We start from the raw sequence: 26,732 nt of genomic DNA, 5'->3' as shown, positions 1-26,732 counted from the left end.
AAATAAAACCAGCTAAATTTAGAAAAACGCAGTTTTTCTAAATTTAGCCACTTCTAAGGTTTTACAGGGGTGGGGGTTGGTAAGGGGGAGGGTAGCGTCTCCTAAAAAGCGCGCCCTCCCCCTTACAGAGAATTTCAAAATTAGCCTAAAATTTAAAAAATCGTTCAATGCTAAATTTAAGTAGAATTTTGAATTTGAATTTCTCTGGATTGCTTCGCTCGTTACACTCGCTCGCAATGACACGGAAATCGCGTTTTGGTAATTTTAACTCGTAGATTGCCACGACGGCGACAAGTCGCCTCGCAATGATAAATTTTGACAAATTTGATAAATTTTGGAGATTAAATTTTAAAAAAGCAAAAATCAGGGGGCGCGAAGCCCCCTAGCAGAAATTATTTTTTTACGATTACGGAAATTCCGTTTGGAATCACAGTTAGGCTCTTTTTGCCTAGCGCATGCGCCATTTCTAGGGCTTCTTCTAGGCTAGCGGCATATTTCATTTTCATATCTTCGACCATGGTTTTGATCTCAGGGCGTGTTACCATGATGACTGTGTGTTTGATCAAAACGCGCGCGAGAATTTGGCTCTCCCATTGATCTGGGATTGTTTTTTCTTGTGGGGTTGCCATACATTGATCGTAAAAAGCTTGCGCGCTTTCGCAATCTTTAAGCGAGCGATAAAATCCCTCGCCACCGTGTCCGTCGGCGCAGTATGAGCACTCGATAATGACGCCACCAGGATTGCAAGTAGCCTCAGCTGCGGTCATTGATTTGACGCATTGGTATAAATTTTGGTCAAGTGGCGCGCCGCCGTTTGATGTGATGACGATGTCTGCCATTTTTGGCTCGACTTTGGCGTAACTTAGCAAAAAGTCGCAACCCGCTCTGTGCGCTGTAACATAATTTCCCGCAAACGCTGCGACCGTTTTTTTATCCTCGTCGATTACGACATTTACGATGTAGGCGAGTTTGGCAAATTTCGCTGCCGCTAGCATATCTGTGTGTAATGGGTTGCCATCTAGCACGCCAGTGCGGGCAAATTCGCTATCTATGAATTTTGAGCAGTGATTTCCTAGCACGGTTACTTTGTCGCAAACGCCAGGCAAAACGCTCTTTCTGCCGCCACTAAATCCAGCGAAAAAGTGCGGTTCGATGAAGCCCTCTGATATCAAAAGCTCGGTTTGCACTGCCACTTTGTCGATGACGAGGGGCGCACCCGATGGCAAAATGCCGATTTGTGTGTTTGAATCTGGATCGAAGCAATCATGCACCACGATTTTTGAGCTTTCGTAAATTTCATCGCCTAGTTTGGCACGAAGCTCGGCCTCTGTGGTAGGGCGGTGAAATCCAGTGGAAACTAAAAGCGTGATTTCGATATCAGGATTTCCCTCTTTTAGCTCGGCAAACATATTTGGCAAAATATCCTTGCTTGGCACTGGGCGGGTGTGGTCTGAGATGATGATGACGCAGTTTTTCTTGCCTTTGGCAAGCTCGCACAATCGCGGGCTATCAATCGGGTTAGCCATAGCTTTTTTTACGATTTCTAGGCCACTACCCTCGGCTTTAAGCTCGTCGATTTTAGAGCGCAAAACATTTGCGTCCCCCTCGTCGAAGTCGATAAAGGTGTTGCCATAAGGAATCTTTAACATAATTTACCCCTTAAAATGAAATGAAAATTTAACTTTTTATTATACAGCGATGCGGTGTATATTTTGCTTAAATTTCAAAATAAATTTTAAAATTTAAGTTATGAAAAATATCGGCAAAATTCCTAAAATAGGGCATATCAAGGCGCAGGTTTTAGAGCGAATAGCGCCAAGAGCGCATAAATTTGCAAGCACAAAAAGTGGAACTGGAATTTGTGCCTTAAAGCTTGGAAGCGTGAAATTTAAAAAACTAATCAAAGCCTCATCAAAAACCCCGCCCAATCCGCACAGGTGCAAAATCACGCTAAGAGGGTAAAAAATCACAAAAATATATCCGATGATAATCACGCTAAGTTGCTGAAATGAAGCCAGCGGAAAGAAAAAATACACCGCGATATTCATCGCAAACCAGACATAAAGATTAAAAAGTGCCAAATTTGCGAAAGTGCCAAATTTGCCCCAAAAATGGTGCGAATACAAAAAAATATAAAGCACGCCAAGGGAGGAAAAATAAAACCCCACGCTAAAAGCTAAATGCGGAAAAACGGCTAGTAAAAGCGCAATGCTAAGGAAGAGATTGGCGAAATTTAAAAGCTCGAAATTGCGCCACAAAAGGAAAAATCCCACCACGCACATCGCTAGTGAGCGCAAAAAACTAGGCGTGAAATCCAGCACAAAAAGATAGCCAATCATCAGTAAAATCGCCGTAACGCTGAGGTCAAATTTGAGATTTCGCCACGGGAAAAATCGCCTTTGCAAAATGCGATAAATCGGCGCAAAGATTATGAAAAACGACGAAAAAATAATGCCTAAATGAAATCCACTAATCGAAACAATATGCGCAATTCCCCAGTGCGTGATGTTTTGGCGCAAATCATAAGGCATGGGCGTGGCGAAATACAGCGCGCTGTAAAGATCGGCTATAAGGGGGTTTGCGTGCTGGGCGCGGACGAAATTTATGGCTTTGGTTTTGGGCGAATTTTCGTAAAATGGGGCGGAAATTTTAAAATTTGGCGCATAAAACCTAGCCTTCACAAAATCCAAAAAACTCAAATTTTGCGTGATTATCCCCACACTCACGCGCGCGAATCGTGGGAATTCGCGCCCGGTTTTGGTCGTGGTATAAATCGTAAAATTCCCTGATTTTAGTTTTAGCACGGTGTATGTGCGGCCTTTATCGTTTGTTTTGTCGTAGGAATTTAGAATTTGGCTTTGTAAAAATATGCGAGAATTTGCCTTAAATTCGCAAAATTCGTGGTATTTAAACGCCAAATTTAGCGCAAAAATCAAAAGTATAAAAATTGAAAATAGGCAAAATTCTTTTTTGTTATAAAAGAGTTTGAGTTTCAAAATTTTGAAATTTGGGCGAAATCACTTTCGCCCACGCGCCCTTAGCACGAAAAATTCATCTTAAACTCATACGGAGTAGGGCGTGCTTCGTATGGCCAAACTTGGGTTTTAAATTTCATGTGTTGATAGGCTTGGATAAAATCGTCGCTCATGATATCTTTGAGATACGCTCTATCGCGGATCAGCGCTTCTAGCGAGCCACGAAGCGTGTGTGGGAACTGCTCGATTCCGCGCTCGCGAATCTCATCAAGGGTGAGTTTAAATAGATTTTCGTCCATTGGACCAGCTGGTTCAATTTTGTTTTTGACCCCATCAAGTCCTGCCATTAGCATTGCAGCGAAAGCTAAATATGGATTTGAGGTGCTGTCTGGGAAGCGAAATTCAGCCCGCACGCTCTTTTCGCCTGCGCCATAAGGAATTCGCACAGAAGCTGAGCGGTTTTGGCTAGAATATGTCAAAATCGACGGAGCCTCAAAGCCCGGAATTAGGCGTTTGTAGCTGTTTGTGCTGGCGTTTGTAAAGGCTGCGACGCTTCTTGCGTGAGAGAGCACACCGCCGATATACCATCTAGCGAAATCGCTTAAATTCGCGTAATTTCCCTCGCCATAAAATAGGTTTTTGCCGTCTTTCCAGACTGATTGATGCACATGCATGCCATTTCCGTTGTCGCCATAAAGCGGTTTTGGCATGAAAGTCGCGGTTTTGCCGTTTAGTTGGGCTACCATTTTGATGACATATTTTAGTTTTTGGACATTATCAGCCATTTCGACTAGATTGCCAAATTTCACGCCGATTTCGTTTTGGCCTTGGGCTACTTCGTGGTGTCCTAGCATGACATCTAAGCCCACTTGCTCCAAAACCTGCATCATCTCAGCCCTTAAATCAGTGGCTGTGTCGATTGGCTGAGTCATCAAATATCCGCCTTTTTTGCGTGGGCGGTGGCCGCTATTGTATCCTGATGAGAAGTTCGTATCATCGTTCCACTCGCCCTCTTCGGTGTCTATCTCATACATAGCGCAGTTTGTGCTATCGACGATTTTGACATTATCGAAGATAAAAAATTCATTTTCAGCCCCGAAATACGCCTCATCGCCAAGCCCGCTATCTTTTAGGTATTTCATAGCCTTTTTGGCGATTGAGCGAGGGCATTTTTCGTAAAGTTCGCCCTTGTAAATATCGAAAATATCGCTAAAAACCACAGCCGTAGGGTCTGCGGTAAATGGATCTAAAAATGCAGTCTCCACATCTGGCATCATTAGCATATCGCTTCGATCGATTGGCTGCCAGCCGTCCATCGAGCTAGCGTCCATTGGGATACCGTTTTTGAACTGATCTGGTTCGACGATTTTGATATTGTAGCTGATAGAGTGCCAAAATCCCTTCATATCCGTAAAGCGGAAATCGACAAATTTAACTTCGTTTTCTTCGCAAAATTTGAAAAATTCATCGACATTATTCACAAATTTTCCCATTTCTTCTCCTTAAAAATTCTAAATTTTGTAATTCTACCCTTTTGTTACTTAAAATACGAAGCGAAATATTTTTGTGCGAGTTAAATTTTGAAATTTGCGCAGTTTTGAAAATTTGGTGCTAAATTTAGTGATAAATTTAAAAAACCCCGCGAAATTCGCAGGGTTAGGGGAGTATGAAATTATTTTAGGAAGGCTTATTTTTTATCTTTTTTAAGCTCTTTTTGCGCCTCTCTTTTTTCCTTGCGCTCTTTTAAATTTTTAGCCAAATTTGACTTTTGCTCTGCGTTTAGCACACCAAGCAAGGCCTCGATGACACCAGCCTCGGCGGTGATTTGCTCGGTAAATTTTTTGCTATTATTTTCGATAAATTTTGCCTTGTCAAAATTAGCGATATCTTCTAGCAAATTCTCGCGTGGCTCTGATTTTTTGGCGATTCGCGCTTCGTTTGCTTCAAACATTATTCTGCGCACCTTCGCCCATTGCTCATCGCTTAGATCAAGGCGTGGAAGCTCGCGCATAATCGCGCCTGTGTAGCGGTCATTGTGCCCCATTTTGTGGAATTTTTTCATACCTTGACCAAATTTTGCCCCTTTTGCCTGGCAGTTTTTCATATCGCCAGCGCACGGCATTGCGCTATCGTGGAAACCGCCCTTAAATCCGCCCATTTTTGGCATTAAATTTGGAGCGCATTTATGCTGGGCATTTGCGCATGGAAGCGGAGTTTGTCCGCCTTGCGGATCTTGTGCGAAAGCCCCAGTTGCCAAAACCGCGCACGCTAATGATAGAACTAACTTTTTCATTTTTTCTCCTTTACTTTAAAGTTGGCGTGATTATACGCGCACAAACTAACCCCAAAACCCACGCTTTGCTAACCGAAGCTAACTTTGACAAAAATTTACGCTAAATTTGATACCAAACCGCTAATATCTAAACACCACCGGTTATTTTTAAACGATTTAATTATCTCATCACTCAATCCAAGAGAGTTTGATAATCTCTCTTCTGCCTTGTTTAGCTCACTAGTAGCCTTGTTAATTCTGCTAGAATTACTCATTTTTTTGTCTCCTTATTGGAAAAATTTTTGAAATTGTTGTTCGCTTAAATTTTTGTTTATATCTATATGAAATATAGCCATAATGTAGTCTCTCACTTGTTTATAATCATTTTCGTTGAAGCAAAATAAATGTATAGAATAAAGCCCTGCATTATCAAATTCCCTAGAATCATACCAATGTATCTCTTGCGCATATTCGATATTTAACTGAAATTTTAGGAATATTTGCCAAAAATTTTTAAGGCTTTTATTTGATTTTTTATAAATTCCCATAAAAACTAAAATTTCTAAAAATTCAGCTACTAACAATATAAATATTAAAAGCAATACGCCAATAAAAGCCGTTTCAAAAGTTCCTTTTATAAAATTCGCTATCAAAAATATAGCCAAAATCATCTTGCCAAAAGTTGTTGTAAATATCGTGTTTAAAAACCAAACAGCCCTTACAACTATTCCGTTGTGGCGTAAATCTTCGGTGCTAATTTCTTTAAATTTTTCATTGCAATACGCAACTTTTGAAGCGTAGTAAGTAATATATTTTTTCTTTGATTTAATGATATTAAAATAATCAATTATTACAAATCCTATCGCTAAACAAGTAAAATTAATTAGCGTTTGACTTATTTGATTTATATCTAAAATTCCACTTTCAAAATCATCTAAAAAGCTAATACAAAACGAAGAAGCACTAATCCAAAATATCAAAATTCCTAAATGATGAAAGATAAAAGGAAAACCAGAATAATCCCTCAAAACCAACGGCTCCTTATCATAATCTCTTTGGTTTCTATTTGAATTAGTATTTAAATTTTTATCAAATTTCTTTTTATTCCAATTTTTCAAATTCAGTCCTTTTTATAAAATTCCTTGCGCTAAATTTGCTGTCATTGCGAGCCGACACCTAACTACCAAAAGACAAATGTTAATTTTTAAATTCGCAGTTTGCAATTCGTTTCCTTTATTTGATTTTAAAGTAAATTTCTTGTTTTTCATCATAAACAAATATTCTTTTATCCATTTCATTTGCTTCAAAATAATCAAGCAATTCGGTAGCTTCCGAAAGCATATCTTTATCAACTTCCATATATGATATTTCTTCGTCAGGATTTAAATGTTTTTGTTGCACTTCATAAGAATACATTGCAGGCATATTAAAAAACATTATATGAGCCTTTTTTTTAGTAATTAAATGATATTCATCATTGATTTTAATAACTTTTTGCAAATCCGAATATAACTTTTTAGTCTCATCATCAAATTTACAAGTAACATAAAAATATACAGAATCAAAATGCGAAAGCGTATAGCTAACATACTTTTTACAAGTTTTATAAAATTTATCTCTTTGTTTTTCTAAAATTTTATCATACTCTTTTATTAGTTTTTCTATCTCATCATCGCTTTTATCTAATGCTTTAAGTTTAGCGTTATAATGACTTTTTAGGTAATACAACTCATAATTTATCAAATCATCTTTCATCGCTTTTATGATAAACGGCTCTCTAAAAAATAACAAAACTATCGGTAAAAAATATATCACCATCAATATAGCGATAAATTTAAAAAATTTTTTAACAAATTTACGCAAATTCTGTTTCACTTTTTATAAATTTTATAAAATTCACGCCATTTTCGTGCGAATAGGCGATTTCGTAGCCGTTTAAAATCGCTGTTTTTTGTATGATAAATAGCCCAAATCCATACCCGCTCGAACTTTTATGGCGCACACTTTTATCCAATTTCCAGTTTAGTTCCAGTTCGCCGTTCGCGCTCGAAATGTCCTTGGCTAGGGGTTCGCCGCTGTTTTCGAAAACTATCGCGCCATGCGTGGCGTAAATTTTAATCTCGTGATTTGGCGAGTAATTCAGCGCGTTTTCGATTAAATTTTTAAGACATATCTCCCACAGCTCGGCGCTTCCGTAAATTTCAAAATCACTCGCTAAATCAACGCAAATTTTATCATTTTCGCGCAAATTTAGCTTTTCGCGTGTGCGCTCAAAAACCTCGCCAAAGCCCATTTGCTCGCACTCTACCGCCTCGGAGCTAACCAGACTTTCAAGAAGCCTGAAATTTTCTAACTGCTCGTTTATCTGCGCAAAAAGCCTAGCCAAATTTCCCTGATTTTGCGGGCTGGGAGCGTTTTTTAGGTAAAATGCGCCCTTGGCAAGGGGCGTTTTCATCTCGTGCATAAAGATTTTGTTAAACATTTCTCTGGTGCCAAGAAGCTGTTTTATACGCAAAATCGCGCTATTATAGGCGTTTTGGATACGAGAAATTTCTTTATAATCGCTTTTGATTTCCAAAATTTTAAACTCGCCGTTTTTTAAATTTAGCAAATTTGAATAAAGCAAATTTAGTGGCGCCAAAGCCTTATTTAAAAAGAAAAAAAGTAGTGCCAAAATGCCTAGCAAAACGCAGAAAAAAATGTCAAAAACCGCGAAATCTCGGTCATTATCCAAGGCGCGCAAAACCATATAATTAATCGGCGTGTATATGAAAAACAGCTCCTCGCGCCCTGATTTTACGATCTGATAGCCGCTGTTTTTATCGCCGAAACTCTCGATGATTTTGGCGTTTTTGGTGCCGAAATTTTCGGCTAAAACAAAGCCGTTTTGCGCCAAAATTTCATCGCTTGGTAAGCTAGCGTTTAAAAGCTCTTCTTGGAAACTTTGCAAATTTAGCCGTAAATTTAGGCGCAAAGTCTCTTTGTAGCGATAATCCTTCCAGCTATGCACGCCAAACCACAAAAAAACTACCCCCAAAAACGCTACCAAAAAAAGTATCAAAATACGCCTGAAAATGGACTTTTGCGCGCTGTTTTGCGAATTTATTTGCGCTGAATTTTTTGCGCCCTTTTGCGTATCTGTCTGCGCCGAATTTTGAGAATTCATCTGCGCCAAATTTTGCGCCGAATTTCGCGCCAAATTTTGCTCGCTATTTGGCAAGGCGATACCCTCTACCACGAAGCGAGATTATGTGATTTGCCTCGCTGTGAGGTTTGATTTTGGCTCGAATTTTGCTGATTATCATCTCCAAATTTTTCTCATTTGCCGATACAATCGAGGGCGAGGCGCGCAAAATTTGCTCCTTGCTGACAGCGGCCGGGAAGTTGCGAACTAGCTCGCCAAGCACTTCAAACTCAGCCAGCGTAAGCCCTAAATTTATGCCGTTAAACAGCACATCGCCTAGATTTTTATCCACGCTAAACGCTAAATTTTCGCTCTCTTCTTTGAAATCATTTGCCCTGCGCAAAAGCGAGATTATGCGCGCGTATAGCTCGTCTGGGTCGTATGGTTTGGGCAGGTAGTCATCAGCCCCGATTTGCAGGGCGCTTACCTTATCGACGGTCGAGGCGCGCGCGCTTGAAACGATAACCGGGATTTTGCTTTTTTTGCGGATTTCTTTGCAAACTTCCAGCCCGTCCATGCCAGGAAGCCCCAGGTCCAATAAAACCAAATCAAACTGCGCCAAATCCGTGCTAATCGCCAAAAACGGATCCTCACACGCCTCCACGCTAATGCCCCGCGAACCTAAAAATTCGGCTATCAATCCAGCAAACTCTGCGTCATCTTCGATCAAAAAAACTTTTACCATTTTTGCTCTTTAAATTTTGATATAAAGCCTTAATTATATGTAAATTTTGTAAATTTGAGAGTTCTAAATAATAAAATTTATTAATTAGATACTTTTTATTTAAATTTATCGTTTATAATACCGCCGAATTTAAATTAAGAAAGGAGACATGAAAATGTCAAAAGTAACAAAACAACTAAACCAAATCCAAGCAGATGCACACGCGCTATTTGTCGCATTTCACGCATATCACTGGAATATCAAAGGCCTACAATTTGCGCCAATCCACTCTTACACAGAGGAAGCTTACGATGAGTTTGGTGTGCTTTTCGATGACGCAGCTGAAAGAGCATTGCAAATCGGTGGCAAACCAGTAATCAAAGCCGAAGAGTTAATCAAACTAGCCTCTGCTCCAATCGATTTAAAAGACGATTATAGCGCAGAAGAGGTGCTAAAAAATGTGAAAAAAGCCTATGAATATTTGCTAAAAGAGTTCAAAAAACTAGCCGAAATCGCAGACGAAGCAGGCGATATCGTAACATCAAATTTCGCACAAGATAAACTTGGCGGATATGAAAAACGCCTTTGGATGCTTGATGCAATGCTTGCAAAATAATCCTTGCAAACCTCAATAAAAGTCGCCAAATTCGGCGACTTTTTTAAATTTTACACTTTAAAATTCACTATTAAAATTTAACCTAAATTATCAAAAAGCAAAATTTAAAAGATTTAAAAAAACAGAAAAGTCGCCAAATTTGGCGACTTGTGAAATTTGTAAGTTTTAGAATTTATCGTGCGTATTCGCGCCGTTTGTGTTATCCCATGGAAGTTTCGTTCCACCAAGGATATGAAAGTGCAGGTGCATGACCTCTTGGCCGCTGTTTTCGCCGCAGTTGCACACTAGGCGATAACCTGTCTTATCTAGCCCCATTTTCACAGCGACTTCTTTGATAAAACTGCTAAGACCTACCATGACCTCTGGCGGGGTTACTTGGAAGTTTTCATAGCATTTTTTCGGAATTGCCAAAATGTGGATTGGAGCTTTTGGGCTAATGTCGTGAAATGCCAGAAAATCGTCGTTTTCTAGGACTTTGTTGCATGGAATTTCGCCTGAAACAATTCTTTCGAAAATATTCATAATAAATCCTTTTTGGGTTAAAAAATCAGGGCGAATTATAGCTAAAAATTTCAAATTTATGAATTTTTACCTTGTTTTTATCAATTTTTAACTACAATCGCAAAATTCATTTTTTTACAAAAAGGATAAATTTTGCAAGAAATCAAAGCCAAAATCGAAGCAGCCACTAGCTTAGATGAAATCGAAAAAATCCGCCTTGAATTATTTGGCAAAAAGGGCGTTATCACCGAGCTTTTCGCTCAGTTAAAGTCCGTCCCTGCTGAGCAAAAAAAGGAATTTGCAAAAGAGGCAAACCAAAAGCGAGATATTTTTTCCGAGCTAATTGGCGCGAAAAAATCAGCCTTGGAGGCAATCGCGCAAAAAGAGGCGATGAAAAAAGAGGCGATCGATGTTACGCTGTTTAACGAAAATGTCGCTAGCGGGGCACTTCACCCTGTAATGGAGACTATGGATAAGATAATTGATTATTTTGTATCGCAAAATTTTAGCGTAGAATCTGGTCCGTTAATCGAAGATGATTTTCACAATTTTGAAGCGCTAAATTTACCGAAATACCACCCAGCGCGCGATATGCAAGATACATTTTATCTAAATTCAGGCGAGCTTTTGCGCACACACACTAGCGGCGTGCAAATCCGCACAATGGAGAAATTCAAAACTCCGCCAGTGCGTATGATAGCCCCAGGTGCGGTATTTAGACGCGATATGGATTTGACACATACGCCGATGTTTCACCAAGTAGAGGGTTTAGTCGTCGAAAAGGGCGCAAATGTGAGCTTTGCAAATTTAAAATACATTTTAGAGGATTTTTTGCATTATATGTTTGGCGATGTCAAAGTCAGGTTTCGCCCTAGCTTTTTCCCATTCACCGAGCCTAGCACAGAGGTTGATATTAGCTGTATTTTCTGTGGGGGATCTGGCTGTCGTGTCTGCAAACAAACTGGCTGGCTAGAAGTGCTAGGAAGTGGCGTGGTAGATCCAAATGTGTTTAAAGCGGTAAAATGGAGCGATGTGAGCGGATATGCCTTTGGGCTTGGGGTCGAGAGATTTGCTATGCTACTTCATAGAATTCCTGATTTGCGCTCACTTTTTGAAGGCGATATTAGATTATTGGAGCAATTTAAATGATAATAACGAAAAATTGGTTACAAGATTGGATTGATTTAAGCGAAGTCTCATCAGAAAATTTAGCCCTTACGCTAAATTCGATTGGTTTAGAAGTCGATGCGCACACTCGCATGAATATCCCAAATTTGGTCGTTGTGGGGCTAGTTAAAAGCAAAAGACGCCACGAAAATTCAGACCATTTAAATGTCTGCGAAGTCGATGTGGGCGAAAAAACGCTCCAAATTGTGTGCGGAGCCAAAAATGTCGATGCAGGGCAGTTCGTAGCAGTAGCACTCGTGGGAGCGAAGCTTCCTGGCGGATTGGAGATCAAACCAGCCAAACTTCGTGGCGAAGAGAGCTTTGGTATGATCTGCTCATCGACCGAGCTTGGGCTTCCTAAGACCTTTGACGGGATTATGATTTTAGACGAAAGTATCGGCGAGCTAATCCCTGGCAAGGCGCTAAATGAGTATGAAATTTTTAACGACGATATAATCGAGATCGAGCTGACCGCAAATAGGGGCGATTGCCTTAGTATTTTAGGTATCGCGCGAGATCTTAGTGCTGGGTTAAATTTAGCGTTGAAAGAAAAAGTCGAGTTCAAAGACCCTGAAAATGCCCCAGGAATCGGCAGAATTTTAAATGTCCATACAAACGCTGAAAGCAACGCGAGATTTTCGTTTCGCGCCTTTGAAACAAAGAAAAATTTCGGCCTTTCTTTTAAGCACATTTTGCGCCTTGCAAATGCCGATTTGCTAGGCTCTTGCGCTGTGCAAAACTACTTAGCTTATGTTACGCACGCAACGGGAGTTTTGCTAAGGGCGTATGATTTCGAAAAAATCGCTGGTGGGAGCGAAAAAATTTCACTTGACATTAAACAGCTACAAAACGGCGAATTTGGCGTGTATTGCGGTGAAAAACTGCTAAGTATCGCTGGAATTTGCCAAGATGAAAATTTCAAAGCCTGCGATAACACAAAAATCGCAATCATCGAGGCAAACTACACCAAACCCCTTGTCATCGCAAAAGCCATAAACGAAAACAAAAGCCTAAAAGGCGACGAGCAGGTTTATCGCTCATCTCGTGGTAGCGAGCCAAGCCTAGGCGTGGGCACAGATCTTTTATTTCGCATTTTGGGCGAAAATCCTTCGATTTTGCCGTATGCTGGCGCGCAGAGAATTTCGAGCGCGTATGAGCCTGTAACGATTAGATTTAGCGACAAAGAGATTAATAAAATGATTGGCGCAGATATTTCGCGCGATCAAATCGTAAAAATTCTAAAAAAACTAGGATTTGATATCAGCATAGAGGCTGATTTCATCAACGCCAAAGTTCCGCATTTTAGGCACGATGTGCTAAATGCGCATGATATTTGTGAGGAAATCGTGCGAATCGTAGGCATTGATAATATCGCCTCAGCACCGATGAAATTCGAGGAAAAAACACGCATAAACGAAACTTATATAAATTTGCAAAATTCACGCAAAGTGCGCAAAAAAGCGGCTGCTTTGGGATTTTTCGAGTGTGTGCATTATGTCTTTGACGATAGCAAAATTTTAGCCTCTCTTGGATTTGCGCCGTGCAAAAAAGAGATTTTAAACCCGATCAATAGCGAGTTAGACGCGCTTCGCCCAACGCTGATAAATCATCTTTTAGCTTCGTCTGAGCGAAATTTGAAAAATTCGAAAAAAAGCGTCAAACTTTTCGAGCTTGGCACGGTTTTTGACGCTGAGGGCGTGCAATCGCAAAAACTGGGATTTGTCGCAAGCGGACTAAAAAACGAAAGCTCTATCGCAAACGGCGCGAAACCTGCGGCTGTGGATTTTCTATACTTTGCGGGATTAATTCAAAGCGTGATTGGTAAATTTAGCGTGAAAATTCCAGAGCAAAAAATCGGCTTTTTAAGCGAATTTGAACAAGCCCTAATCGAGCAAAATGGCGAAATTGTGGGCTTTATAGGGCGCGTAGATGGCGATGTGGAAAAAAGTCGCGATTTAGAAAAAACATATTTGTGCGAAATTGATTTTAAAAAGCTAAAATTTGAAAGAATTATGGCAAATGCTTATTCGAAATTCCCTAGTATTTCGCGCGATTTAAGCATTTTGGTGCCAAATGAACTTAGATTTGAAAAGATTAAAGAGGTTATAAGCTCCCTTAAAATCGACGCTTTGAAGGAATTTTTGCCGACTGATTTATACAGAGACGAAAGTCTAAAAGATAGCGCGAGTTTGACAATTAAATTTAGTTTCCAAGACGATAATAAAACCCTCGAAGATGACGAAGTAGCGGGCTTTATGGATAAAATTTTACAAGCATTAAATCAAAATTTAGGATTAGAATTACGATGAGAATTTTCGCTCAAAAATCGCCATTAAATGCCGAAATTTCAAATATCGGCTCGGATAAATCGATTTCTCATAGAAGCGCAATTTTCGCGCTTTTATCGGATAGGACAAGCAAAATTTCAAATTTTTTGCTAGCCGAGGATACGCTAAATACGCTAAAAATCGTAGAGGCTCTGGGTGCAGAGGTCAAGCGAGTGGGTGCTTCGGTCGAAATCACGCCAAAAGGCGCGATAAAAGAGCCAAATATGCCATTAGAGTGCGGGAACTCAGGCACTACGATTCGCCTTTTTATGGGGCTTTTAAGCTCGGTTAAGGGATTTTTCGTCCTAAGTGGCGATAAATACCTAAACGAGCGCCCAATGCGCAGAATAGGGGGTCCCCTAAGCAAAGTAGGGGCGAAAATTTATGGTCGCGATAATGCAAACAAAGCTCCGATTGCAATCGAGGGAAATAGGCTTGAATATTTCGAATTTGATAGCAAAATTTCATCTGCTCAGGTCAAAACCGCTATGATTTTAGCCGCCCTTAATAGCAATGGTTGCAAATTTAGCGAACCTGAGCTAAGCCGCGATCATAGCGAAAAAATGCTAAAAGCCATGGGAGCGGATATTAGCACAAACGGCCTTGAACTGCGTGTAGAGCCACTACGCGCGCCACTTAAACCGCTTGAAATTTTCGTGCCAAACGACCCAAGCTCGGCGTTTTATTACGCTGTGGCAGCCTCGATAATCCCGGGCTCGCATATCGTGCTAAAAAATATGCTTTTAAATAAAACTCGCATAGAAGCTTACGAAATTTTAAAGAAAATGGGCGCGAAAATCAGCTACAAAAAAACCGATGAAATTTACGAAGAAATCGGCGATATCGAAATTTCTTACGCCCCGCTTCACGCCGTAGATGTTAGCGAAAATATCCCGTGGATGATAGATGAAGCCCCAGCCCTAGCCGTGGCGTTTGCCTGCGCGCAGGGCAAAAGCACTCTAAAAAACGCAAAAGAACTTCGCGTCAAAGAGTGCGACCGCATAGCTGTCATGGTCGAGGGATTAAAGGCGTGTGGCGTGAAAGCTAGCGAGCTAGAAGATGGCTTTGAAATCATAGGCGGTGGAGAAATGAGTCCAGCAATCATCACGCCTCATGGCGATCACAGAATTGCGATGAGCTTCGCTATTTTGGGGCTTAAATGCGGTATGATGATAGAAGATGCCAAATGTATCGCGACATCTTTTCCGAATTTCAGCGAAATTTTAAAACAAATCGGAGCTAGCGTTGAGGATTGAAATGGCCAAAAGCTACGGCTTTTGCTTCGGGGTAAAAAGAGCGATTAAAATCGCAGAAAACGCGGGCGAAGCCTCGACGATAGGCGAGTTAATCCACAACGCAGAAGAGATCAACCGCCTAAGGCAAAATTTCGGCGTAAAAACCCTAAAAGACGCTAGCGAAGTAAGTGATGAAAAAAAGCTCATAATCCGCACGCACGGTATCCAAAAAGAGGATTTGACGCGCCTAAGAGCGCAAAATAAAGAGCTTATCGACGCGACCTGCCCCTTTGTGACCAAACCACAGCAAATCGTCGAAAAAATGAGCGATGAGGGGTATGATATCGTGATTTTTGGCGATAGCAACCACCCAGAGGTAAAAGGGGTGAAATCCTATGCTAAGGGCAGGGTTTTTGTGGTTTTAGAGCCAAGCGAATTGGACGAGATTAAGCTAAATTCAAAGGTTGCGGTAGTTTCGCAAACTACGAAAAAAATCGAAAATTTTGTCAAAATCGTGGATTATTTAATGCAAAAATCGCGCGAGGTGCGTATTTTTAACACAATCTGCAACGCAACGCTAGAAAATCAAGAAGCAGCCGCCGAACTTGCCAAAAAAGCCGATATTATGATAATCGTGGGTGGCAAAAACTCATCAAATACAAAGCAACTTTTTTTGATTTCGCAAAGCTTTTGCAAGGATAGCTATTTGATCGAAAACGAAGACGAAATCGAGCAAATTTGGTTTAAAAATAAAAATTTATGCGGGATTTCAGCAGGGGCTAGCACGCCTGATTGGATTATTAAAAAAGTCATTGAAAAAATCGAAAAAATATCAAAATTTTAAAATTTCATCTCAAATTTAACATATCAAAATTTAAAAAAATTTAGTTGATTAAAAGCAAAATTTAGGTAAGATTTAGTTTTTAGCATTTTTGTTAAAAATGTAAATAAATTTAAAGGAAGCTTTATGGCCGAGGTGAACGAGAAAGTTCAAAATCACGCAGATGAAGATTTTGCGAAATTGTTAGAAGAGTATGACAACCAAAAATCACACGATGAGGTAGTCACAGGTAAGGTTATCGCTGTTAAAGACAACGAGATTTTCGTAGATGTGGGTAGAAAGCTAGAAGGAGTTTTGGATGTATCCGAAGTGAGCGACGCCCAAGGAAACTTGTGTGTAAAAGTAGGTGATGACATTAAAGTCGCGATAATCGGAAGTAGAGGTGGTCGCCCGGTCGTATCATATAGAAAAGCTATAAAAAAAGAAAAAGTTAAAGCATTTATCGATTCTTACGATGAAAATGCAGAAAATGTATATGATGTCAAAATCGTCTCTTTTAACAAAGGCGGTTATGTTTGCGTTAGCGAAGATGATGTCGAGTTTTTTATGCCACGCTCTCAAAGTGCGCTTAAAAACCCAAATGGCGCTATCGGCAAGACTTTTAAAGTAAAAGTTCTAAAAGTAAATGAAGATGAGCTAAGTATCGTGGTTTCACGCAAAAAATTGCTTGATGAGGACCGCAAAGCTAGCAAAGAAATCATCGAAAAAATCGTAGCTACTGAGGGTGTCATTGAAGGCACTGTTAAAAAAATCACAACTTATGGTATGTTTGTCGATGTAGGTGGCGTAGATGGTCTAGTTCATTACAGCGAAATTTCATACAAAGGTCCTGTAAATCCCAGCTCGCTTTACAAAGACGGCGACAAAGTCCCAGTCAAAGTCGTTAAATACGATAGCGACAAAAAACACCTATCTCTTTCAATCAAAGCTGCAATGCCAGATCCTTGGAACGAGATCAAAGACAGCCTAGAAGTCGGCGACACAATCCGCGTAAAAATCAGCAATATCGAGCCTTATGGCGCATTTGTTGATTTAGGCAACGATATCGAGGGATTTTTGCACATTAGCGAAATTTCATGGGATAAAAATATCAAAAATCCAAAAGACTTCATCAGCGAGGGCGAAGAAATCGATGTAGAAGTCGTAGAAATCAACCCAGATGAAAGAAGACTAAGAGTAAGCCTTAAAAACTTGCTTCCAAAACCATTTGATGAATTTTTGGCAAAATACAAAGTCGGCGATGTAGTAAAAGGCGCAATTACAACAATTACAAATTTTGGTGCATTTGTTAGAATCGACGGCGTAGAGGGTCTTTTACACAATGAAGACGCTTCTTGGGATAGAAATGAAAAATGCAAAAATTTATTCAAAATCGGCGATGAACTAGAAGTTAAAATTATCAAAATCGACAACGACACACAAAAAATTTCACTAAATCGCAAAGAGCTAGGCGATAGCCCGATTAGCGATTATGCGAAATCTCACAAACAAGGCGATGTCGTAAAAGGTAAAATTCGCGATATCAAAGATTTTGGAATCTTCGTAGAGTTAGAAGGTGGCGTAGATGCGCTACTTCGCAAAGAGGATTTGGGCGATAAGAGCGCAGATGAGATCAAAATCGGCGATGAAATCGAAGCAGCGATCGCATTTATCGATGAAAAGAAAAATCGTATTCGCCTAAGTGTTCGCAGACTAGCTCACCAAAAAGAGCGCGAGCTTTTAAACGAAGTAAATAGCGATGACGAAAAAATGACTTTGGGAGATCTTATTAAAGATCAACTAAAATAACCCCGCTTGCAAGGCAGTTTTGCCTTGCAACTCCACATACAAAATAGGAGAAATTTATGAAAACTGTAATAGTTTGCGACGCAATCCACAATATAGGTTTTGAACTTCTCTCAAAAGAATCAGATATCCATGTAATCGACGCTACCGATGTCCCAAAAGACGAACTTTACGGCATGCTTGGCGATGCAGATGTAGCAATCACTAGAAGCTCGACTGCGGTAGATGAGAAATTCCTAAATTCAGGAACTAATCTCAAAGCCATCGTGCGCGCAGGCGTGGGCGTGGATAACTGCGATATCGACGGCTGCTCTAAGCGCGGAATTATCCTTATGAATGTCCCTACGGCAAACACAATCGCCGCTGTGGAGATGACTATGTGCCACCTGCTAAATGCCGCCCGCAAATATGTAAATTCGTGCAATGATTTGAAAATCAATCGCATTTGGAAACGCGAAAAATGGTATGGTACCGAGCTATACAAAAAAAGCCTAGGCATTATCGGCTTCGGAAATATCGGCTCTCGCGTGGGTGTGCGCGCACTTGGCTTTGGTATGAGCGTCATCGCGTATGATCCATATATCGATCCAGAAAAGGCCACAAAACTAGGCGTGAAATACACTACGAATTTCGACGATATCCTAGCGTGCGATTTCATCACAATCCACACCCCTAAAAACCGCGAAACTATCAATATGATTGACGAGCCACAAATCGCCAAGATGAAAGACGGCGTGCGCCTCATAAACTGCGCGCGCGGTGGATTATACAACGAAGCGGCCTTAGTAAAAAATCTAAAATCAGGCAAAATCGCATATCTAGGCATAGATGTTTTCGACAAAGAACCAGCCACTTCGCATGACTTTTTAGATATCGAAAATTTAACCGCCACTCCGCACCTTGGCGCGAATACTTTGGAATCACAAAGAAATATCGCAGTCGAGGCCGCCGAGCAAGCTATCAGCGCAGCACGCGGTATCAGCTACCCAAATGCACTAAATTTGCCTATCAAATCCGAGGATTTACCAGCCTCAATCGAAGCGTATGTGGATTTGATATCAAAAATGGCTTATTTAGCCGCCCAAATCAACAAAGGTCCGATAAAATCTATCAAAATCGAGGGTAGTGGCGAGATTTCACAATACCTAAATTCAATGCTAGTTTTCGCTATCGTGGGCGCATTACACGATAGTTTGGGCGATTCGCTAAATTATGTCAATGCAAAATTCCTAGCCGATGAGAAGGGTATCGAAACCGAGTATAAAGAGTGCGTGGGCAGTATCTACAAAAATGAGATTGGTGTTACGATTATCACAGATAAGGATACTTCGAGCGTCGTGGGCACGGTCTTTGACGGCAAAGAGGGTCGCATAGTCAATGTCAATGGATTTAAAACTGACTTCAAGCCAAAAGGCAAGATGATAATCTTCAAAAACACCGATGTCCCGGGCGTCATCAAAAACATAAGCACGATTTTGGCCGATGAGAATATCAATATCGCTGACTTCCGCTTAGGCAGAGGCGAGGACGGCAACGCACTAGCCGTGATCTTAGTCGATTCTCAGGTGCAAAAATCAGTCCTTGAAAAGCTCGCTAAACTAGACACTTGCCTCATGGTGCGCTACGCATCGCTATAAATTTAGCCAAATTTAATGGGGGGGGTTATAATAGCGATTTTATTATAACCCCAAAAGAAAGCAATATGATAAAAAATTTAGAAATTTACGCAAAAAACTCAGGCAAAACTCGTGATAATATCGCCTATCGCATGGCGAAATTTTGCACCTTGGCACTTAGCGCGCAAAGCTTCACTCTTGGCGAGCTTAGCAAAGAGCTAGGCGTGGGCGCAGATACGCTCAAACGCGATATAAAGGTGCTACAAAATCACGGATTTGAGTTTGCAAAGAGTGGTGGCGAAATCCGCGCAAACTGCGCCCGGGGGGGTTCTAGATACCTGCTCGCTTAGTCTAGCGCGAAATTTAGGCGTTAGTGAGATTTTCCCTAGCTTTGGAAGCGAGGAAATCGCAGACCTGCTAAACGGCGTTTATAAAATCGACGCCAAATTTGACAAATTTGCCCCAAATTCCACGCTCAAAAGGGATTTTGAGGAGATTTGCTACGCTATCAAAAATCACAATATTTTAAATTTCACTTACTCGGGCAAGGAGCGCATCGCAAAGCCTTATGCTTTTATTTTCCGCCTTGGGGTGTGGTATGTGCTATGCGATGAAATGGGGGTTTTAAAGACCTTTACATTTGAGAAAATTTCAAATTTAGATGTTTTGGAGCAAACCTTTTCGCCAGAAATCAAAAAACTAGCCCAAATCAAAGAAAACAAAAACCACTGGTTCTCGCAAAGTCCAGTGAGTGCGAGACTGCGCGTGGATAATACTGCACTTGGATTTTTAAAACACAAGAAATTTTTTATAAAACAAGAAATCATAAATCAAAATGATAAATTCGCCACACTCGCCGTAACAGCAGCATTTGAAGATGAAATTTTAAATTTCGCAAAACTCTATCTGCCATATATCAAAATCACCAAACCGGCGATTTTGCAAAGTAAATTTGAAAAAATTTTGCAAGATTATCTAAAAAATGGCGGAAATTTATGAGAGACGACAAACCTTGTCGTAAGAGTTTCGTAAAATACTATAAATTTTTACGAAAGGATGAAAAATGAGTGAATTGGTAATTATCCTAAGTATAAAGGAAAAAATAAAAGAACTAGAAGCAAAGCTATCTAAAAAAGAGGATTTGTTAGAAAAAATCAAAGAGATAAAACCTAAAATTTACGAAATTTTACGAGCGGAAGTGTTGAGGTATTCTTGTTTGCCATACGAAACTTATATTCATATTTGCAATGAATATGGGGTTAAAATATCAATAGCCTCGACTTACGACCTTTTTGACTGGGATTATTCTGCAAGCGATTTTTACGATAAGCACGAGGAAGTTATACATGTCATCGATATATTGGCGGATGATTATCCCATAATATCAGAAAACATTAGGAGGATTAAAGAGCAAATCAGAGAGCAAATTTGGCGATTAGAGATTAGATTTCAAATAGAAAAAATATTTATTGAAATGGGATTTGAGAATATAGCAGAGCAAGAATTTTGGCTGCAAAAGTTGCGTAAGGTGCTATAAATTTTTATGAAAAGGATGAAAAATGTTTAAATTTATTTTGGGTTTTGGTTGTGGTGCAGTGCTAGCGATAAAAGCTATAAATTCACAGCGATTGTTGCAAGTATTGCTGATGAAAGATTTAAAAAAGTAAATTTTATAAAGGAAAACAATATGAAAACAATATTAAAAAATATGGAATTTATACCAGAAGAATTAGAAGCTTTGACAAATCTACCAGCGGAAGAGGTAATGAATGAATTAGAGAAAATAGCAGAAGATGAAGAGTCAATGAGTGAATTAAAGAAACATTTACAAGAAAAGGAGAAGCTATTGCAAGAATTAGAAGAAATGGAAAGACGATCTGTGGAACAAATGGAAAAAATAGAACAAATGGAACAACGATGGAAAAAATTATGTGGCGAAGATGAATTTGATATAGATAAGAAATAAATTTTTGAAGTTAAAAAGAAATTTAACTTTTTTACGAAAAACAGAAAATGTTTAAATTTATTTTGGGTTTTGGTTGTGGTGCTACGGCTAGTAGATATTTTTGACGCGAAAGGAATAATTATGAAAACAAAAAATTTTATAGATTGCGACGCTCTTAAAAAAGAGATTTGGGATTTAAATTTCGGCTCAACTTTGTATATGCTTAATTGTAGCTTGCACGGAATTCCTTATCAGTGGTTTTCTTGGACTGCGCGTATTAATTTACCGCTAATAACTCCATTTCTAGCAAGGAAGCGTTATTATAAATTTGCCAAAGCAGTTGAGAGTTATAAGGTATATTTGGAAAACATGGAAGTAAAAGCTAGTGAAAATATCGGCAAGCTTCTTTGCGCGAAAAAAGAGGCTAGTGATGAAATAAATCAAAAAATTGATTTGACAATCGCGCAAATTCGAAAGCTTGTCCAAGAAGTCAGAGATAGTTATCAAATACAAAAAAATGCATTTGATAATGACGATACAAAAAAAATAGCATTTGGCATTAAACTAGATTGGAGTAGCATGCAGTGGGTCAATGCCAAAATATAGCGATTTGCAAGGGCTTTGGTTCTTGCAAATTTTATTTATTACCGATGAATAAAATCAAAGTGGATTTTGCAAAGGATAAAATATGTTTTTTATAGAACCGCAAAAACGAAAGTATATATGCCCAGAATGCGGATATATTGGAGTGTGTATAAATGCTCATCATAACTGCCTGAAATGTGGTGCAGATTTAGATAAATTGAGTTCAAAAAATATCGCGGCAAAATTCTTGGTGCAATTTATAGATTGTTCTGGTATATGTCCTATGTGTGGGGGTAGAACAGGAGAGCGTGTTGGTATTTTATTCCGCAAACGCAAAAAATGTAATTGTTTATTTAAGTCCGCAAAATTTTGAATATTCAAATATATTTGTTTCGATTACAAAACACGACAAATAATCAAAATTTGAAAAAAAAGTGAAATTTCAATAATGGGAGGGTAGATAAAAATTACAATAAGCATAAAAATACTCGGTTTATTTTGGGCGTTGGTTGTGGTGCAGTGCTGATGAAAAATTTAAAAATTTAAATTTTTTTAAAAAAGGATTTGTTTTGAGTATTGACGAAAAAAGAAAACTTGTAGAAAAACTAAAAAATTTGCAAGATGAAAAGCCGATTGTTTTGTGTATGGGGGTTTATAATGGTTGAAAAAGTTCGCTTTAAACGCTTTTGATAAATGAAAAAACCATAAGATGAAGTAAAAATTTTATAAGGGAGAAAATGTGGAAAAAGGTGATTTAAAAATTCTTAAAAACGAAACTGAAAAAATTTTGGATTGTGCGATAGAACTTTGCATTAAATATAATGATAAAAGTGGTTATTTTGAAAATAATATTTTAAAACCGCTTGAAAGCGAAAAAGAAAAACTAGGTAAAAATGAATATGTAATTGCATTTTTGGGTTCTGTAAAAGCAGGTAAATCGACCCTTATAAACGCTCTTTTGGGTAGAAAGTTGAATCCAACTCAACACGAAGCCAAAACGGCTTTACCAAATTTGATAAGTTACGATGTAACAAAAAAAGAGCCATTTTTGAAAATAAAAAGCGAAATTTTTGACGATTTAGTCCAGTTTGCAAAATCAAAACAAAAAGAGCTAAATTTAGAAAAATCATATCAAGGCGAAAGCGAAATTTATAAATTTTTAAATAATCTAAATGATATTTATAGAGAATTTTTAAACGAAAAAAGCGAAGACGAAATCGAAAATTTTATGCGAAAATTTAAAAATATAGATGATTTTCCTAGAATTTTGGTCGATTTTGGCGATGGGTATAAATTTGAAAAAAATTCCAAAGTTACTTTTATCGATACGCCGGGTGCAAATGAAGCAAAAATTTCAAGTCATTTAAGAAAAATTTTTAACGACACTTTGCAAAGAGCGTCAAAGGTTGTTATGGTTGTGGATTATAGTAATATAGATAAAGATAGCGATAATAAACTTTTTGTGGAATTTTTGGAAAACACAAAAGCTATGCAAAATAATAAAGAAGCTATTTTGCTTGTGGCAAATAAAATAGATACTCTTACAAACAAAGAAGATAGGGAAGCTCGGGTTATAAAAGATAAAATTTGCAATCGTTTTGAAAATAAGATAAAAAGCGAAAATATATTGCCATTTTCTGCTCAAAATGCAATTGATGCAAATTTTATTTTAAAAGAATTAAGTAAAGAAGAGCCAGATAATGACAAATTAATGGAACTTGATATCAATTTTAAGTGGATTAAAGAAGTTGAAAATAGAAAAAGTTATGCAAACGACAAGTTGGATTTATCTGGGTTAAGTGAGCTAAAAAATGTAATTAAACAAGCGTTTGAAAATACAGATGAAAAGATAGTTTTTTCAACTTTAATGAAAATAAATGGCATTTTGAAAGAATATATCGAAAATGCTATTAAAACTAGGCAAAGTGATTTGAAAAAAAGCAATGAAGAAATAGTAAAAGAGATAGAAAATATAAAATCAAATCAAGAACAATTAAAAAGAAAAATCCCTGTCATTAAAGGTAAATTTGAAAAAGAGTTAAAAAAGGCGATTGAGAGTAGTCAAAATTTGCTAGATAGTTATTTTCCCAGTAAAAAGAATATACAAGAAGAAGAAGAAAACGAAGAGAACGACTTAAACGATATTTTTGAAAAACTCGCGCGATTTGCGGATAAATTTATGTCGCAACTAAATAAAAAAGATTACTATGATGAAGAAAATTGTAGCGATGAATTAAATAAAATTTTAAAAAATGTAGATGAGATATTTAAGACAAATAGTGGTAATATAATTAAATGTCATAAACGAGTTGAAGAAGCTTTTAAAAATGGTTTTAAAGGCGTGGAAAAAAAGTTAGAAAATAATTTAAAGCCAAACTTATCAAGACTTGAAAAAGATATTCAAACTGATATAGAAAAAGAAATTTTGAAAAATATAGAAATCATAAAACAAAATTTAGGCGATGATATAAATATAAAAATTCCATTTTTAAAAAATACAAAAAACGACACCTATGAAATAGAAATAACAACTAAACAATCAATATATGAAGATTATTGGGAAGATGATGATGGTTTTTTTGATCCAGTTCTTAGATTTATTGATAAAATTGGCACAAAAAGACATTGGGGACAGAGACTAGAATCTCGCAAGGTAGGGGAAGAAGAAGTATTGGATAAAGTAAAAGCCAGAGAAAACATAAAAAAACTCTTTTACTCACAAATAATGACTACGCAAAAAGCCTTAAATGCGTATGAAAATGAAGTTATAAAATATTTTAATGACGCATTTGTAAAACTAGAAGAAAAGATAAAATATCTTTTATCTGTAAAAGAAGATTCCCTTAATACCGATAGAAATAAAAATGATGAATTTAAAAAATATTACGAAAATGACAGCGAATTTTTTAATGATTTAATCGCTAGATTAGAAACTTCAACAAATTTAGCAAAGGAATAAAAATGGATTTTTTAACACAAATAGACAAAAACAAATTTAACCATATCGATGAGTATAAAATTTTGATAAATTTATCAAATTCTTACTCTATAAATTCGGATTTGATAGCAACTTCAAAAAGTAAAAGCCGTTTTATGGATGCTATTGATGCTATTACTGGCGAAAGCAAACAAAGGCAGGATTTAATCAATGAAAATTTTGCCAACGATATAGAAAATCTTTTTGAATTGCAGCAGCAAAACGAAGTTAGGGTAACTAGAATTTCTAATTATTTAACGCAGACAATGGACAGGTTGGCTAATGATGAAGAAATCATAAAAAATAAATTTAGTTTTGTAGAAAATGAGATAAAGCAAATTAAAAATGAATTAAAAAATCATAAAGCATGGTTACAAAATCATGAAAAAAGGATGGAAGAACAAGAAGCTTACAGAAATATTGATACAAATATAGCCGAATTTGAAAATGATATATATGCCGATTTTCCTTTGTTTATACAAATTTATATTGTGCTTCGAAATTTAGCCGATGGCGAATTTGGTGCATTTTATGACAACATAGAAGAGATAGAACAAAAAAAATTAAAAGATTATCTTAAAAATAAAATGCAAACAGCTTTAAAATATAAAGGCAAAAACGATGAAATTATATTTTGTGATGAAAAACTTGCTTTAAATGCTATGAAATTAAACGAAACAGACAAAACAGCATTAAGACTAATCTCAGCTAGACATTATGATGGACTAAAAGAGCTTGGTTTAAGACCACAAATTTCAAATTTGATTGAAATTTTAACCAAACACGATAACGAGCAAGAAATTTTAAAAGATATACAAAAAGAAAAACATATCGCAAATTTTATGACTTATGATAGGATTTTGCAAATTGCTGTTGATGAAAATTTGAGATTTTAAAGGGGCTAAAATGAAATGTGGCGTAGTTTTGTCAGGTGGTGGAGCAAAAGGGGCTTATGAAGTTGGTTTTTTAAAGGCTTTAAATGAATTTGGTATAACGACAAATGCAATAAGTGGGACGAGTATAGGTGCGTTAAATGGAGCGTTAATAAGTGCTGGTGTGTCTGTAAATGAACTAGAAGAAATTTGGAGAGATATAGAAAAACTTGACCCGATAGCGTTAAGAAATTTAAATGAAAAAGTTGCTTTTAAAGGTTTAATAAGCATAGCAGAACTTTTTGTGCTTTTTTCACCACAGCTTAAAATCGCAAAAGGAGCGAAGTTTTTATTTACACCTGTTAAGAATTTACTTAAAAGTGGCGATGACGGCGTATTTAAAACAAATCAAATAGGTGGAATTTTAGAACAATATGCACCGCCACAAAAACTAGCAAACGGAATTTCTTTTTATACTTGTGCTACTAAAAGCGACGGCTGGAAAAGAGATTTGACTAAATTTATAATCGATAAATTTGATTATTCGAACGACGATATAAATGAATATTTTCATATACAATCTTTAAGCGATGATGAAAAAATAAATGCAATTTTGGCTTCTGCTAGTTTGCCTTTGATATTCGAAGCAAAAGAGATTTGTGGTGTAAAATACAGCGACGGCGGTATCACAGACAAAGGCAATACGCCGATAAGACCACTTATAGAAAATGAAAATTGCGATTTGATTTTTGTTTGTCATCTGACAAACGGAAGTTTGTTTAATAAAAATGAATACAAAAATTCTTGCATTTTTGAAATTCGCCCTAAAATTCAGTTTGAATTTAAAGATTTAGTGGCCTTTGAGCCTGAAAAAATAAGCGAGTGGATAGAGTGTGGATATAATGACACGAAAAATGAACTTGCGAAGCTGCAAAGCGTTTTATGGCAAAAAAGAGAAGCCGATATGGCTGATTTGGAATTAGAACGCGCTAAAAACCGACTATTTGGCAAAAAATTTGAGTGGTAAAATGAAAAACATTTTAATCCTTTATAACCCGTATTTCAAGGCAAATGTCATTGAAGAGCATTTAAAAATTTTGCTTGATAAAGGCAAGGTCGCATTTGGCAAGGTCAGGGCAAAGGATAGGGATATGATAAATTCTGACGAAA

At 37.8% G+C, this 26,732-nt stretch carries 26 protein-coding genes; 16 read left to right on the top strand and 10 right to left on the bottom strand.

What is annotated here, in order from left to right:
* Window positions 1-392: 392 nt before the first annotated feature.
* From larA to OFO00_RS07860, 9 genes are all read right to left on the bottom strand, one after another.
* On the bottom strand, window positions 393-1,649 hold the full coding sequence (gene larA, locus OFO00_RS07900; protein ID WP_270865579.1) for a nickel-dependent lactate racemase: 1,257 nt from the start codon (window positions 1,647-1,649) through the stop codon (window positions 393-395).
* 93 nt (window positions 1,650-1,742) lie between these two features.
* On the bottom strand, window positions 1,743-2,996 hold the full coding sequence (locus tag OFO00_RS07895) for a ComEC/Rec2 family competence protein (RefSeq protein WP_270865578.1): 1,254 nt from the start codon (window positions 2,994-2,996) through the stop codon (window positions 1,743-1,745).
* Between the two features lie 41 nt (window positions 2,997-3,037).
* Window positions 3,038-4,468, bottom strand: a complete 1,431-nt coding sequence (gene glnA, locus OFO00_RS07890; protein WP_270862256.1) for a type I glutamate--ammonia ligase — start codon at window positions 4,466-4,468, stop codon at window positions 3,038-3,040.
* A gap of 194 nt (window positions 4,469-4,662) precedes the next feature.
* Window positions 4,663-5,268 carry a hypothetical protein gene (locus OFO00_RS07885; protein ID WP_270865577.1) on the bottom strand — a complete coding sequence of 202 codons (606 nt, stop codon included), beginning with the start codon at window positions 5,266-5,268 and terminating at the stop codon, window positions 4,663-4,665.
* Window positions 5,269-5,363: 95 nt separating this feature from the next.
* Window positions 5,364-5,522, bottom strand: a complete 159-nt coding sequence (locus OFO00_RS07880; RefSeq protein WP_270865576.1) for a hypothetical protein — start codon at window positions 5,520-5,522, stop codon at window positions 5,364-5,366.
* A 12-nt stretch (window positions 5,523-5,534) separates the two neighbouring features.
* Window positions 5,535-6,365 (bottom strand): hypothetical protein, encoded by an 831-nt coding sequence (locus tag OFO00_RS07875; protein WP_270865575.1) that lies wholly within the window; start codon window positions 6,363-6,365, stop codon window positions 5,535-5,537.
* Window positions 6,366-6,480: 115 nt separating this feature from the next.
* Window positions 6,481-7,002 carry a hypothetical protein gene (locus OFO00_RS07870; protein ID WP_270865574.1) on the bottom strand — a complete coding sequence of 174 codons (522 nt, stop codon included), beginning with the start codon at window positions 7,000-7,002 and terminating at the stop codon, window positions 6,481-6,483.
* A 100-nt stretch (window positions 7,003-7,102) separates the two neighbouring features.
* Complete coding sequence (locus tag OFO00_RS07865; RefSeq protein WP_270865573.1) at window positions 7,103-8,485, bottom strand: hypothetical protein; 1,383 nt, start codon at window positions 8,483-8,485, stop codon at window positions 7,103-7,105.
* Window positions 8,457-9,116: a response regulator transcription factor gene (locus OFO00_RS07860; RefSeq protein ID WP_270865572.1), complete on the bottom strand. Its 660-nt coding sequence runs from the start codon at window positions 9,114-9,116 to the stop codon at window positions 8,457-8,459. The genes OFO00_RS07865 and OFO00_RS07860 overlap by 29 nt, the downstream gene beginning before the upstream one ends.
* A 154-nt stretch (window positions 9,117-9,270) precedes the next feature.
* Between OFO00_RS07860 and OFO00_RS07855 the strand changes: the two genes are divergently transcribed.
* Window positions 9,271-9,711, top strand: a complete 441-nt coding sequence (locus OFO00_RS07855) for a Dps family protein (protein ID WP_270858336.1) — start codon at window positions 9,271-9,273, stop codon at window positions 9,709-9,711.
* Window positions 9,712-9,876: 165 nt separating this feature from the next.
* Here OFO00_RS07855 and OFO00_RS07850 read toward each other — a convergent pair whose 3' ends face one another.
* Window positions 9,877-10,233 carry a histidine triad nucleotide-binding protein gene (locus OFO00_RS07850; RefSeq protein WP_270858334.1) on the bottom strand — a complete coding sequence of 119 codons (357 nt, stop codon included), beginning with the start codon at window positions 10,231-10,233 and terminating at the stop codon, window positions 9,877-9,879.
* Between the two features lie 132 nt (window positions 10,234-10,365).
* Here OFO00_RS07850 and pheS point away from each other — a divergent pair, with 132 nt between their 5' ends.
* From pheS to OFO00_RS07775, 15 genes are all read left to right on the top strand, one after another.
* Entirely contained in the window at window positions 10,366-11,361 is a 996-nt protein-coding gene (gene pheS / locus OFO00_RS07845; RefSeq protein WP_270865571.1) for a phenylalanine--tRNA ligase subunit alpha, read from the top strand.
* Complete coding sequence (gene pheT, locus OFO00_RS07840) at window positions 11,358-13,688, top strand: phenylalanine--tRNA ligase subunit beta (protein ID WP_270865570.1); 2,331 nt, start codon at window positions 11,358-11,360, stop codon at window positions 13,686-13,688. The genes pheS and pheT overlap by 4 nt, the downstream gene beginning before the upstream one ends.
* Window positions 13,685-14,962, top strand: coding sequence for a 3-phosphoshikimate 1-carboxyvinyltransferase (gene aroA / locus OFO00_RS07835; protein ID WP_270865569.1), 1,278 nt, complete (start codon window positions 13,685-13,687; stop codon window positions 14,960-14,962). Before pheT ends, aroA begins: the two co-directional genes overlap by 4 nt.
* On the top strand, window positions 14,952-15,785 hold the full coding sequence (locus tag OFO00_RS07830) for a 4-hydroxy-3-methylbut-2-enyl diphosphate reductase (RefSeq protein WP_270865568.1): 834 nt from the start codon (window positions 14,952-14,954) through the stop codon (window positions 15,783-15,785). Before aroA ends, OFO00_RS07830 begins: the two co-directional genes overlap by 11 nt.
* 123 nt (window positions 15,786-15,908) lie before the next feature.
* Complete coding sequence (locus OFO00_RS07825; protein ID WP_270858329.1) at window positions 15,909-17,570, top strand: 30S ribosomal protein S1; 1,662 nt, start codon at window positions 15,909-15,911, stop codon at window positions 17,568-17,570.
* 56 nt (window positions 17,571-17,626) lie between these two features.
* Window positions 17,627-19,204 carry a phosphoglycerate dehydrogenase gene (gene serA, locus OFO00_RS07820; RefSeq protein WP_270865567.1) on the top strand — a complete coding sequence of 526 codons (1,578 nt, stop codon included), beginning with the start codon at window positions 17,627-17,629 and terminating at the stop codon, window positions 19,202-19,204.
* Between the two features lie 65 nt (window positions 19,205-19,269).
* On the top strand, window positions 19,270-19,533 hold the full coding sequence (locus tag OFO00_RS07815; protein ID WP_270865566.1) for a hypothetical protein: 264 nt from the start codon (window positions 19,270-19,272) through the stop codon (window positions 19,531-19,533).
* Window positions 19,475-20,182, top strand: coding sequence for a WYL domain-containing protein (locus OFO00_RS07810; protein ID WP_270865580.1), 708 nt, complete (start codon window positions 19,475-19,477; stop codon window positions 20,180-20,182). The genes OFO00_RS07815 and OFO00_RS07810 overlap by 59 nt, the downstream gene beginning before the upstream one ends.
* A gap of 64 nt (window positions 20,183-20,246) precedes the next feature.
* The gene (locus tag OFO00_RS07805) at window positions 20,247-20,720 is read left to right on the top strand and encodes a hypothetical protein (RefSeq protein ID WP_270865565.1); all 474 of its coding nucleotides are present in this window, start codon (window positions 20,247-20,249) and stop codon (window positions 20,718-20,720) included.
* Between the two features lie 150 nt (window positions 20,721-20,870).
* The gene (locus tag OFO00_RS07800) at window positions 20,871-21,149 is read left to right on the top strand and encodes a hypothetical protein (protein WP_270865564.1); all 279 of its coding nucleotides are present in this window, start codon (window positions 20,871-20,873) and stop codon (window positions 21,147-21,149) included.
* 120 nt (window positions 21,150-21,269) lie between these two features.
* Entirely contained in the window at window positions 21,270-21,734 is a 465-nt protein-coding gene (locus OFO00_RS07795) for a hypothetical protein (RefSeq protein WP_270865563.1), read from the top strand.
* Window positions 21,735-21,816: 82 nt separating this feature from the next.
* On the top strand, window positions 21,817-22,086 hold the full coding sequence (locus tag OFO00_RS07790; protein ID WP_270865562.1) for a hypothetical protein: 270 nt from the start codon (window positions 21,817-21,819) through the stop codon (window positions 22,084-22,086).
* A gap of 366 nt (window positions 22,087-22,452) precedes the next feature.
* Window positions 22,453-24,672 carry a dynamin family protein gene (locus OFO00_RS07785; RefSeq protein WP_270865561.1) on the top strand — a complete coding sequence of 740 codons (2,220 nt, stop codon included), beginning with the start codon at window positions 22,453-22,455 and terminating at the stop codon, window positions 24,670-24,672.
* A gap of 2 nt (window positions 24,673-24,674) precedes the next feature.
* On the top strand, window positions 24,675-25,586 hold the full coding sequence (locus OFO00_RS07780; protein ID WP_270865560.1) for a hypothetical protein: 912 nt from the start codon (window positions 24,675-24,677) through the stop codon (window positions 25,584-25,586).
* Between the two features lie 10 nt (window positions 25,587-25,596).
* A complete protein-coding gene (locus OFO00_RS07775; protein ID WP_270865559.1) occupies window positions 25,597-26,589 on the top strand; it encodes a patatin-like phospholipase family protein in 993 nt (330 codons plus the stop codon).
* Window positions 26,590-26,732 lie beyond the last annotated feature (143 nt).

This window comes from Campylobacter sp. VBCF_04 NA7 (genome assembly GCF_027737405.1).
GTDB lineage: Bacteria > Campylobacterota > Campylobacteria > Campylobacterales > Campylobacteraceae > Campylobacter_B.
Note: the sequence above shows the minus strand (reverse complement) of the source record. Positions and strands in the feature narration are given on the sequence as shown.

What these genes read in the sequence shown, in the direction of transcription:
- larA (WP_270865579.1), bottom strand. Translation starts at nt 1,649, where the DNA reads ATGTTAAAGATTCCTTATGGCAACACCTTTATCGACTTCGACGAGGGG.
- glnA (WP_270862256.1), bottom strand. Translation starts at nt 4,468, where the DNA reads ATGGGAAAATTTGTGAATAATGTCGATGAATTTTTCAAATTTTGCGAA.
- OFO00_RS07885 (WP_270865577.1), bottom strand. Translation starts at nt 5,268, where the DNA reads ATGAAAAAGTTAGTTCTATCATTAGCGTGCGCGGTTTTGGCAACTGGG.
- OFO00_RS07880 (WP_270865576.1), bottom strand. Translation starts at nt 5,522, where the DNA reads ATGAGTAATTCTAGCAGAATTAACAAGGCTACTAGTGAGCTAAACAAG.
- OFO00_RS07870 (WP_270865574.1), bottom strand. Translation starts at nt 7,002, where the DNA reads ATGAAAGATGATTTGATAAATTATGAGTTGTATTACCTAAAAAGTCAT.
- OFO00_RS07860 (WP_270865572.1), bottom strand. Translation starts at nt 9,116, where the DNA reads ATGGTAAAAGTTTTTTTGATCGAAGATGACGCAGAGTTTGCTGGATTG.
- OFO00_RS07855 (WP_270858336.1), top strand. Translation starts at nt 9,271, where the DNA reads ATGTCAAAAGTAACAAAACAACTAAACCAAATCCAAGCAGATGCACAC.
- OFO00_RS07850 (WP_270858334.1), bottom strand. Translation starts at nt 10,233, where the DNA reads ATGAATATTTTCGAAAGAATTGTTTCAGGCGAAATTCCATGCAACAAA.
- pheT (WP_270865570.1), top strand. Translation starts at nt 11,358, where the DNA reads ATGATAATAACGAAAAATTGGTTACAAGATTGGATTGATTTAAGCGAA.
- aroA (WP_270865569.1), top strand. Translation starts at nt 13,685, where the DNA reads ATGAGAATTTTCGCTCAAAAATCGCCATTAAATGCCGAAATTTCAAAT.
- OFO00_RS07825 (WP_270858329.1), top strand. Translation starts at nt 15,909, where the DNA reads ATGGCCGAGGTGAACGAGAAAGTTCAAAATCACGCAGATGAAGATTTT.
- serA (WP_270865567.1), top strand. Translation starts at nt 17,627, where the DNA reads ATGAAAACTGTAATAGTTTGCGACGCAATCCACAATATAGGTTTTGAA.
- OFO00_RS07815 (WP_270865566.1), top strand. Translation starts at nt 19,270, where the DNA reads ATGATAAAAAATTTAGAAATTTACGCAAAAAACTCAGGCAAAACTCGT.
- OFO00_RS07805 (WP_270865565.1), top strand. Translation starts at nt 20,247, where the DNA reads ATGAGTGAATTGGTAATTATCCTAAGTATAAAGGAAAAAATAAAAGAA.
- OFO00_RS07800 (WP_270865564.1), top strand. Translation starts at nt 20,871, where the DNA reads ATGAAAACAATATTAAAAAATATGGAATTTATACCAGAAGAATTAGAA.
- OFO00_RS07795 (WP_270865563.1), top strand. Translation starts at nt 21,270, where the DNA reads ATGAAAACAAAAAATTTTATAGATTGCGACGCTCTTAAAAAAGAGATT.
- OFO00_RS07790 (WP_270865562.1), top strand. Translation starts at nt 21,817, where the DNA reads ATGTTTTTTATAGAACCGCAAAAACGAAAGTATATATGCCCAGAATGC.
- OFO00_RS07780 (WP_270865560.1), top strand. Translation starts at nt 24,675, where the DNA reads ATGGATTTTTTAACACAAATAGACAAAAACAAATTTAACCATATCGAT.
- OFO00_RS07775 (WP_270865559.1), top strand. Translation starts at nt 25,597, where the DNA reads ATGAAATGTGGCGTAGTTTTGTCAGGTGGTGGAGCAAAAGGGGCTTAT.